At 70.8% G+C, this 9,066-nt stretch carries 7 protein-coding genes; 2 read left to right on the top strand and 5 right to left on the bottom strand.

The window, feature by feature from the left end; all coding sequences use genetic code 11:
• On the bottom strand, nucleotides 1-700 hold a 700-nt coding region (locus OKW78_RS16015; RefSeq protein WP_281196061.1), incomplete at its 3' end, for an SPFH domain-containing protein.
• A 152-nt stretch (nucleotides 701-852) separates the two neighbouring features.
• Here OKW78_RS16015 and OKW78_RS16020 point away from each other — a divergent pair.
• The gene (locus OKW78_RS16020) at nucleotides 853-2,157 is read left to right on the top strand and encodes an O-acetylhomoserine aminocarboxypropyltransferase/cysteine synthase family protein (RefSeq protein ID WP_281196062.1); all 1,305 of its coding nucleotides are present in this window, start codon (nucleotides 853-855) and stop codon (nucleotides 2,155-2,157) included.
• Nucleotides 2,158-2,182: 25 nt separating this feature from the next.
• Here the strand turns inward: OKW78_RS16020 and OKW78_RS16025 are convergent, their stop codons facing one another.
• The 4 genes from OKW78_RS16025 to ligA form a co-directional block, all read right to left on the bottom strand.
• Nucleotides 2,183-3,364, bottom strand: coding sequence for a PQQ-dependent sugar dehydrogenase (locus tag OKW78_RS16025; protein WP_281196063.1), 1,182 nt, complete (start codon nucleotides 3,362-3,364; stop codon nucleotides 2,183-2,185).
• A 125-nt stretch (nucleotides 3,365-3,489) separates the two neighbouring features.
• Nucleotides 3,490-4,305 carry an ABC transporter permease subunit gene (locus OKW78_RS16030; RefSeq protein ID WP_281196064.1) on the bottom strand — a complete coding sequence of 272 codons (816 nt, stop codon included), beginning with the start codon at nucleotides 4,303-4,305 and terminating at the stop codon, nucleotides 3,490-3,492.
• A complete protein-coding gene (locus OKW78_RS16035) occupies nucleotides 4,302-5,282 on the bottom strand; it encodes an ABC transporter ATP-binding protein (RefSeq protein ID WP_281196065.1) in 981 nt (326 codons plus the stop codon). Before OKW78_RS16035 ends, OKW78_RS16030 begins: the two co-directional genes overlap by 4 nt.
• Nucleotides 5,283-5,360: 78 nt before the next feature.
• On the bottom strand, nucleotides 5,361-7,529 hold the full coding sequence (ligA, locus tag OKW78_RS16040; RefSeq protein WP_281196066.1) for an NAD-dependent DNA ligase LigA: 2,169 nt from the start codon (nucleotides 7,527-7,529) through the stop codon (nucleotides 5,361-5,363).
• A 130-nt stretch (nucleotides 7,530-7,659) separates the two neighbouring features.
• On the opposite strand from ligA, the gene OKW78_RS16045 reads away from it, so the two are divergent.
• A partial coding sequence (locus tag OKW78_RS16045) for an HVO_2922 family protein (RefSeq protein WP_281196067.1) occupies nucleotides 7,660-9,066 on the top strand: 1,407 nt, incomplete at its 3' end.

A 9,066-nucleotide genomic window follows, 5' to 3' on the forward strand; every position in this document is an offset into this window, starting at 1 on the left:
GCGCCTCGAGGATCATCGCCCGCCGGCGACGCTCCGCGGACGTCTGTTGCTCCATCGCGCGCTTGACCTCCTCGGAGGGGCTCACCTCGCGGACCTCGACGCCCTCGACGCGGATCCCCCACTCGTCCGTCGGCTCGTCCAACTCCTCGTTGATCCGGTCGTTGATCTGGTCGCGCCGCGAGAGCGTGTCGTCGAGCTCCATGTCGCCGAGGACGGCCCGGAGCGTGGTCTGGGCGAGGTTCGAGGTCGCGTTCTTGTAGTCGTCGACCTCGAGGAACGCCTTCTTCGCGTCCATCACCTTGATGTAGACCACCGCGTCCGCGGTCACCGGCGAGTTGTCCCGCGTGATCGCCTCCTGCTGGGGCACGTCAAGCGTCTGCGTCCGCATGTCGAACGCGTACGTCCGCGACACGAACGGCGGGATGAGGTGGACGCCGGGCTCGAGCAGCTTCCGGTACTCGCCGAACACCGTCAGCGCCTCCTTGTCGTAGGCGTCGACCACCTCGACCGCGCTGGCGACGGTGACCAACGCGAGCAGGATCGCCAGCACGCCGACCCCGTAGACGAGGCTCTGGCTCAACGCCGCGAACCCGACGACCAGCGCGAACGCCAGCGCCGTGTACTGCCAGACGGAGTCGGGGATCCCGCCGGCCAGGTCGCCGAGAGCTGGAGGGTCGCCCTGCGGACCGTTCGTTCCCATACACGACGTTACGGTTCGACGACGTTAACAGTTCGCACGCGGAGACGTCGTGAGCGTCCGCGGGATCGCTCCGTCACTCCGCCCGTCGGAGCTACCGGTAGCATCCGTGACGGTCAGTCGGGTTTAACCGCCCGGCGGATCGAGGGACGCACATGCCAAGCGACGAGGACGGAGACGGCCGCGAGTTCCGCACGCGAAGCGTTCACGCCGGGTCCGAACCGGACCCGACGACGGGCGCTCGCGCGACCCCCATCTACCAGACGACCGCCTACGAGTTCGACGACGCCGACCACGCCGCGCGGCTGTTCGCGCTCGAGGAGGCCGGTAACGTCTACTCGCGGATCATGAACCCGACGAACGCCGCCCTCGAGGAGCGGATGGCCTCTCTCGAGAACGGCGTGGCCGCGATCGCCACCTCCTCGGGAATGGCGGCGTTCGACCTGGCGAACTTCATGCTGGCCTCGGCAGGCGACAACGTCGTCACCTCCTCGGCGCTGTACGGCGGCACCTACACCTACCTCACCCACTCCGTCGAGCGCCGCGGCGTCTCGACGCGGTTCGTCGATCCGCTCGACTACGAGGGGTACGCCGACGCCATCGACGACGACACCGCCTACGTCCACCTCGAGACGATCGGGAACCCGTCGCTCGTCACCCCGGACATCGAGCGAGTCGCCGGGATCGCCCACGAACACGGGGTGCCGCTGTTCGTCGACAACACGTTCGCGACGCCCGCGCTCTGCCGGCCGCTCGACCACGGCGCGGACCTCGTCTGGGAGTCGACGACGAAGTGGCTCACCGGCAACGGGACCACCATCGGCGGGGTCCTCGTCGACGGCGGCTCGTTCCCGTGGGCGGAGTACCCCGAGAAGTTCCCGGAGATCGCGAAGGACAACCCCGCCTACCACGGGATCAACTACGTCGACGCGTTCGGCGACGCGGCGTTCGCCCTCGCGGCCGTCACCCGCGGGCTGCGCGACCTGGGCAACCAGCAGGCCCCCTTCGACGCGTGGAACACGCTCCAACAGACCGAGTCGCTCCCGCTGCGGATGGAGCGCCACTGCGAGAACGCCGGGATCGTCGCGGAGTACCTCGACGAGCACGACGACGTGGCGTGGGTGAACTACCCCGGCTTGGAGAGCCACGAGACCCACGAGGAGGCCTCGGAGTACCTCGAGGGAGGCTACGGCGGGATGATCACGTTCGGGCTGGAGGCCGGCTTCGAGGCCGCGAAGGCGACCGTCGAGAACACGGAGCTCGCCTCGCTGCTCGCGAACGTCGGCGACGCGAAGACGCTCGTCATTCACCCCGCCTCGACGACACACCAGCAGCTGACGGAGGAGGAACAGGAGGCCGCCGGCGTCACCGGCGACATGGTGCGACTCTCCGTCGGCATCGAGGATCCCGCGGACATCGTCGCGGACCTGGAGGCGGCGATCGAGGCCGCGACCGAGTGAGGAGACCGCGGCGGAACGACGCCGATCACGTCGGCGTCAGCCGTGCGACCGGCGCGTCGCCCGAATCGACCGCGACGTAGAGGTGGCCCGTATCGGGGGCCTCCGCGACGGTGCGGATCCGCCACTCCCGATCGGTGAGAAGCCGCTCCTCGTCGGTCGCCTCGCTCCCCTCGACGGCGAGCCGCCCGAGCGCCTGCGCGGCGAGCCCGCCGACGAACAGGTCCCCCTCCCAGTCCGGGAAGGCCGTTCCGGTACAGAAGGTCACCCCGCCGGGCGGGAAGCCGCCGCTTCCGCAGGGCCACGAATGGGCCGGGGCGGTCACGTCCTCGCGGTCGTCGTGGGAGACGCCGATCGGGTCGCCCGAGTCGTAGGTACACCCCCCGTCGGCGACCGGCCAGCCGTAGTTCGCCCCCGCACGAAGCACGTTGATCTCGTCGCCGTCCCGCTCGCCGTACTCGCTCTCCCAGATGGCTCCGGTCTCGGGGTGAACCGTCAACCCCTGCGCGTTGCGGTGGCCGTAGCTGAAGATCGCGTCGCGCGCGTCGGGGTCGTCGACGAACGGGTTGTCCTCCGGAACCGAGCCGTCCGCCGTGAGCCGGAGAGTCTTGCCCAGCTCGACGCCGAGGTCCTGGGCGACGTGGTCCGGGCCGAAGTCCTTGAACTGGCGGTCGCCGACGGTCACGTAGAGCCGCTCGTCCGCGTCGAAGGCGACCCGCGAGCCGTAGTGACCGGTCGAGTCGACGAACGGCTCGGCCGCGTGGAGGACCTCGAACCCGTCCAGGCGGGCGGCCTCGGGGTCGAGTCGGCCGCGGCCGAGGTGGGTTGTCGTGTCGCCGTCGGCGTTCGCCGCCGAGTACGTGAGGTACGCCCACTTCGACTCCGGAAATTCCGGGTGGAGCGCGACGTCGAGGAGGCCGCCCTGCCCGCGGGCGTCGACCGACGGAGTCCCCTCGACGGTCCGCACGTCGCCCGACTCGCGGTCGACGAGGTCCAGCCGGCCGGCGCGCTCGGTGACGAGGAGGTCGCCGTCGGGGAGGAAGTCGATGGCCCACGGGTGCTCGAACCCGGTGGCGACGGTCTCGACCGCGTACGCGCCGGCGGAGAGATCGCCTCCACCGCCGTCGCCGGCGGGAGCACCACCCGCACAGCCGGCGAGCGTTCCGGTCCCGGCGAGACCCGCGATCGAGAGGAATCGGCGTCGGTCCATGGGATACCGGGAGATGGGGCGGCACGGGAATGAATGACGCGGTGGCGGTCACGAGGCCGAGAGAGAGCGCGTCGACGAGGAGACCGGATCACGTCGCCGGCGACGGGGACGGGAGTCGATCCGAATCAGAGGTCGTCGCGGTCGAACTTCAACAGCCCCGCGAGCGGCGGCGCGAGCGTCCAGAAGACAAGCATCGCGACCGCGGACACCTGCTGGTTCGCCGACTCGCCGGAGAACAGTTGGTCGGCGAGGAAGCCGTTGGCGAGCACCTCGATCCCGCTCGTCGGGTTCGCGACGTCGAGGAACGTCCGGATCTGCGCCATCGAGACGGGGAGCGCCTCGATCGGGCCGGAGAACGCGCCGATCACGCGACCGGTGAACAGCCCCCACAGCAACACGAAGAGGACGTAGACGCCGATCCCGGCGATCAGCGCGCGCTGGCGGGTCGCCACCGCGGCCGAACAGCCGACCGCGATGGCGACGAACACCACCCCGAGCGCCGCGGCGAAGACGGTGTAGCCGAGGAACGAGCCCGCGTTGAAGGTCACCGGAACGACGATCAACACGAGCGCGGGCAACAGGAAGCCGGCGAAGGTCGCGAGCGCCAGCGCCGCCCCGCGCCCGAGCACCTTGCCGAAGACCACGTCCGCCCGCGAGTGCGGCAGGGAGAGGAGCAGCTTCAGCGAGCCCGACTCGCGCTCGCCGCTCACCGCGTTGTAGCCGACGACGACGCCCACGAGCGGGACCAGTCCCGTCACGAGCACCGGACCGACGAACGCGCTCAAGAGGAGCTCCGTCGCGAACTGGTCGGCCTGGCCCTGCGGGCGGACGACGTAGGCGAAGACGGCGACGAGAAGCGAGAACAGCGCGACGAGAAGCGCCATCCCCCGCGATCGAACCGTGTCCTGGAAGTCCTTGTTCGCGACCGCGAGGAGGCTCATCCGTCCACCTCCTCGGAGCGGGCGGCCGGCTCGTCGGTCGTCGTTCCCGCGTCCTCCCGTCGGGTCGGCGTGCCCTCACCCTCCGTGTACGCTAAGAAGAGGTCCTCGAGCGACGCCTCCGAGGTGTGGAAGTCGTCGACGACGGCCCCGGCGTCCTCGACCGCGGCGATGACCCGCGTCTTCACGCCGGGATCACAGCTCACGAGGAGGGTGTCGCCGTCGGCGTCCACGCGGTCGACGCCCTCGACCGCGCGGACCGCGTCGAGGACGTCGTCGGTCGCGGCGTCGACGGTCACCTCGAGCGTCTCCCCGTCGCCGACGGCCTCGCGGAGCCCCTCGATGGAGTCCTCGGCGACGAGCTCGCCCGCACGGAGGATGCCGACGCGGTCACAGACGGCCTCGACCTGCGCGAGCACGTGCGAGGAGAAGAAGACGGTCGCGCCGCGGTCGGCCTCCGCCGTGACGATCTCGCGCATGTCCTTCACGCCCGCGGGGTCGAGCCCGGAGGAGGGCTCGTCGAGGATGAGCAGGTCCGGCTCGCCGACGAGCGCCATCCCCAGCGCGAGCCGCTGGCGCATCCCCTTGGAGTAGCCGCCGGCCTTGCGGTCGGCGTCGTCGAGGAGGCCGACCCGTTCGAGGACGGCGTCGGGATCGACGTCGACCTCCTTCGACTCGATCGCGAACTCGACGTGTTTCCGCCCGGAGAGGCGCTCGTACACGGAGAACCCGTCCGGGAGGACGCCGGTCCGTCGGCGGATCTCGACGCTGTCGACGGTGGCGTCGCGCCCGAGCACGGTCACTGTCCCCTCGCTCGGGCGGACGAAATCGAGCACCATGTCGATGGTCGTCGACTTGCCGGCCCCGTTCGGGCCGAGGAAGCCGTACACCTCGCCCTCCTCGACCGTGAGGTCGAGGTCGGACACGGCCGTGACGCCCGGGAACTCCTTGGTCACGCCGCGCAGCTCGATGGCGGTCATACACTCCCGTTCCCGTGGCATCTGATAAAGGGTTGTGGCTCGAACCGACGCAACGGGAGTCCCCGAGACCTCCGGCCGCTACGCGTCCGGCGCGGGCGGCCAGCCGACCCCGTGCTCGTCGAGCAGGTCCGCGAACGCCGCCTCGTCGAGGACGGGCACGTCCTCCGCGTCGGCATCGTCGCGCTTCGAGCGTCCGGGATCCTCGCCCGCGACGAGGTAGTCGGTGTTCCCCGAGACGCTCGAGGTCGCGTTCGCGCCGTGTGCCTCGACGAGCGCCTGCGCCTCCCCGCGCGTCACCGACAGCAAGCCGGTGAAGACGAAGGTGAGTCCGTCGAGCGGGGCGTCGCCGGGGGTCCCGGGGGCGCCGGCATCCCCGCCGGGAGTCTCGACCGGCTCCGGCTCCACCCCGCGCTCGCGGAGCCCCTCGATCGCCGCCCGGTTCTCCTCGCGGTCGAGGAACGTCCGGATCGACTCGGCCACCTTCGGACCCACGTCGTCGACCTCGCGGAGTTCGTCCTCGTCGGCGTCGAGGATCGAGTCGAGGTTGCCGAAGTTCGTCGCCAGCGCCCGGGCGGTCGTCGATCCCACGTCGGGGATCCCGAGTCCGGCGAGGAACCGGTCGAGCGGCGGCTCCCGGGACGCCTCCAGCTCCGCGATCAGGTTCTCGGCGCTCGTCTCGCCCCACCCCTCCAGAGCGGCGAGGTCCGCGACCGTCAGGTCGTACAGGTCCGGAAGCGACTCGACGAGCCCGACCTCCCGGAGCGTCTCGACGCGCTCGGGACCGAGCCCCTCGACGTCGAGCGCGTCCCGGCGCGCCCAGTGTTCGACCGCCCGCTCCAGCTGGGCCGGACAGCCGAGCCCGCCGGTACAGAACGCGAGCGGTCCTTCGCGCTCGACCGGGGCGTCACAGACCGGACACGTCTCGGGGAACGCGTACGTCCCCTCGGAGCGCTTCTCGACGACCTCTGGGACGTACGGGATCACGTCGCCGGCGCGGTAGATCCGCACCCGATCGCCGACGTTCACGCCGAGCGCCTCGATCTCGGCGGGGTTGTGGAGCGTCGCCCGCGAGACGGTGACGCCGTCGACGTCGACCGGGTCGAGCTCGGCGACGGGCGTGAGTCGACCCGTGCGGCCCACCTGGACCGTTATCCCCTCCACCGTCGTCGTCGCCGTCCGGGGCGGGAACTTGTAGGCGAACGCCCAGCGCGGGGCCCGCGAGGTCGACCCGAGCGCGTCCCGGGCGGCGTGGTCGTCCACCGTGATCACGGCGCCGTCGATCCCGTAGTTCAGGTCGTCGCGGTCCTCGCCCAGCCGGTCGCGGAAGTCGATCGCGGCGTCGATCCCGTCGACCCGCTCGACGCGGTCGGTCCGCCGAAGTCCGAAGTCGTCGAACGCCAGCAGGTCGCCCCAGTGGGTGTCCGGTCGAGTGGAATCGCCGTCCTCCTCGGACGTCTCCCACCCCAACACGTCGAAGAAGAAGACGTCGAGCGGCCGCTCGGCGACGACGGCGGGGTCGAGCTGGCGGAGGGTCCCGGCGGCCGCGTTCCGCGGGTTCGCGAACGGCTCCGCGCCGCGATCGACCAGCTCCTCGTTGTACGCCTCGAAGGCGTCCCGAGGCATGTACACCTCGCCGCGAACCGCGAGCCGTGCGGGCGCGTCACCGCGCAGACGACCCGGAACCGACCGGATCGTTCGGACCTGCTCGGTCACGTCGTCTCCCTCGACCCCGTCGCCGCGGGTCGCGGCACGGACGTACTCGCCGTCCTCGTAGACCACCTCGACGGAGAGTCCGTCGAACTTCGGTTCACAGACGTACCGGAGGTCGTCCGGATCGAGCCCTTCCGACCGGAGTCCGGATCGAACGCGCCCGTCGAACTCGCGGACCGCGTCCGCCTCCTTCGCGCTGTCGATGGAGCGCATGGGCGCGACGTGTTCGACCGCCTCCAGCTCGTCGACCGGCTCGCCGCCGACGCGGCGGGTGGGGGAGTCCTCGGCGTCGAGGTCGAACGCCGCCTCGAGCTCCCGGAGTCGGTCGAACAGCCGGTCGTACGTCGAATCGGCGACGAGCGGGTCGGCCTCGACGTAGTAGCGGTGGTCGTGCTCGCGGATCGCCGAGCGGAGGAGGTCGGCCTGCCGCTCGGCCGCCTCCGGCGACAGGTCGTCGACCGGCTCGAACTCCGGCGGCGGCTCCTCGACGTAGGGGTTCTCCTCCGGGTCCGCGTACCGCGTCGACGAGCTCGTCATCGGGTCGTCGTAGGGGCGGCATCCGTTAAAAACGACCGCCATGAGGCGGACGGCCGCCGCGAGGCGGCAGACCTCCGAGCCGTGGTATCTACCCACATATATAAATCCTCGGACGTGTATTGTGTCGGATATGGCAGACGAGACACCGTCCGGAGCGCTCGCGAACCTGTACGAGGACCGCATCGGCACCCCGACGACCGACGACGAGGTACGGGGATACTGGCTGTTCTCGCTCGGGGTACTCCTGGGCGTGCTCGGCGTCGTCGTCTTCGCGGTCACCGCGCCGCGGACGATGACGCGCGCGGTGGGGTACGCGCTCGTCGCGCTCTCCCCGCCGGTCGTCATGCTCGGGGCGATCGTCCGGTTCCCGCTTCGACGGTCGGCGACGACCCTCGGCGCGCTCGGCGGGCTGTTGACGTTCGCTGCGGTCGCCTACTTCTTCGTCGTCTTCCCCGACGGCTGGTCGCGTGCGACCGGGAACTCGACCGTCAACGTGCTGTACGCGGCGGGCATCGTCGTGATCGGGTTGGCGGGAACGATCGTGCCGCTGATCACGGACCCCATCCACGAGGACTACGAGCGGATGCAAGCGGAGACGGCCGCGACCACCGCCGCCCGCGAGGAGACCGAGGGCGAACTCGAGGCGACCCGCGAGGAGCTCGACGCGACCCGTGACGAGCTCGCCGAGGCCGAGACGCGGATCGAGGAACTCGAGACCGAAACTGAGACCGCACGGGGCGAGACCGCCGCGCTCCACGAGAGCAAGGCCCGGTTCGAGCTGTTCGAGGACGCGGGCGGGAAGCCGCGGTGGCGACTCCGTCATCGCAACGGCAACGTCATCGCGACCTCCGGACAGGGGTACAGCAGCCGTGGGAAGGCCCAGCAGGGACTCCACAGCGTCAGGCGAAACGCGCTCGGGGCCGGGTTGTTGCGAATCGAGACGACCGTCGAGGAGGCCGAGTCCCTCGCCGACGACGACGGACCCGAGCCCGCGGACGCCGACGAGCCGGACGTGGCCGTTCCGAGCGAGGACGAGGAGATCGCGAGCGAGGCGACGTTCGAACTGTTCGAGGACGACGCCGGCGAGTGGCGCTGGCGGCTCCGCCACGACAACGGCAACGTGGTCGGCGACTCCGGCGAGGGCTACGCCTCGAAGTCGAACGCGAAGCGCGCGCTCTCGCGGGTCCGCGAGCACGTCGCCGGCGCGGACTACCTCCGCGTCGATCCCGCGGCCTTCGAGGTGTACAGCGACAAGGCCGGCAAGTGGCGCTGGCGGCTGATCCACGAGAACGGCAACGTCCTCGCCGACTCCGGACAGGGGTACAGCAGCCGGTCGAAGGCCCGACAGGGACTCGAGAGCGTCCGGTCGAACGTGAGGGAGGCCGCCCTCGAGGACCTCGACGCCGAGGCGGACGAGGAGGAGACGGCGGGTAACGCCGAGGGATCCGACGGGGACGGGGAGTCGAAGGCGACCGTCGAGCTGTACGAGGACAACGCCGGGGAGTTCCGCTGGCGGCTCCGCCACCGCAACGGCAAC

The organism is Halorubrum sp. F4 (assembly GCF_027257195.1).
Lineage (GTDB): Archaea > Halobacteriota > Halobacteria > Halobacteriales > Haloferacaceae > Halorubrum.

Excerpts from the sequence above, each read along its gene's own strand:
- OKW78_RS16020 (WP_281196062.1), top strand. The coding sequence starts at position 853 with ATGCCAAGCGACGAGGACGGAGACGGCCGCGAGTTCCGCACGCGAAGC.
- OKW78_RS16025 (WP_281196063.1), bottom strand. The coding sequence starts at position 3,364 with ATGGACCGACGCCGATTCCTCTCGATCGCGGGTCTCGCCGGGACCGGA.
- OKW78_RS16030 (WP_281196064.1), bottom strand. The coding sequence starts at position 4,305 with ATGAGCCTCCTCGCGGTCGCGAACAAGGACTTCCAGGACACGGTTCGA.
- OKW78_RS16035 (WP_281196065.1), bottom strand. The coding sequence starts at position 5,282 with ATGACCGCCATCGAGCTGCGCGGCGTGACCAAGGAGTTCCCGGGCGTC.
- ligA (WP_281196066.1), bottom strand. The coding sequence starts at position 7,529 with ATGACGAGCTCGTCGACGCGGTACGCGGACCCGGAGGAGAACCCCTAC.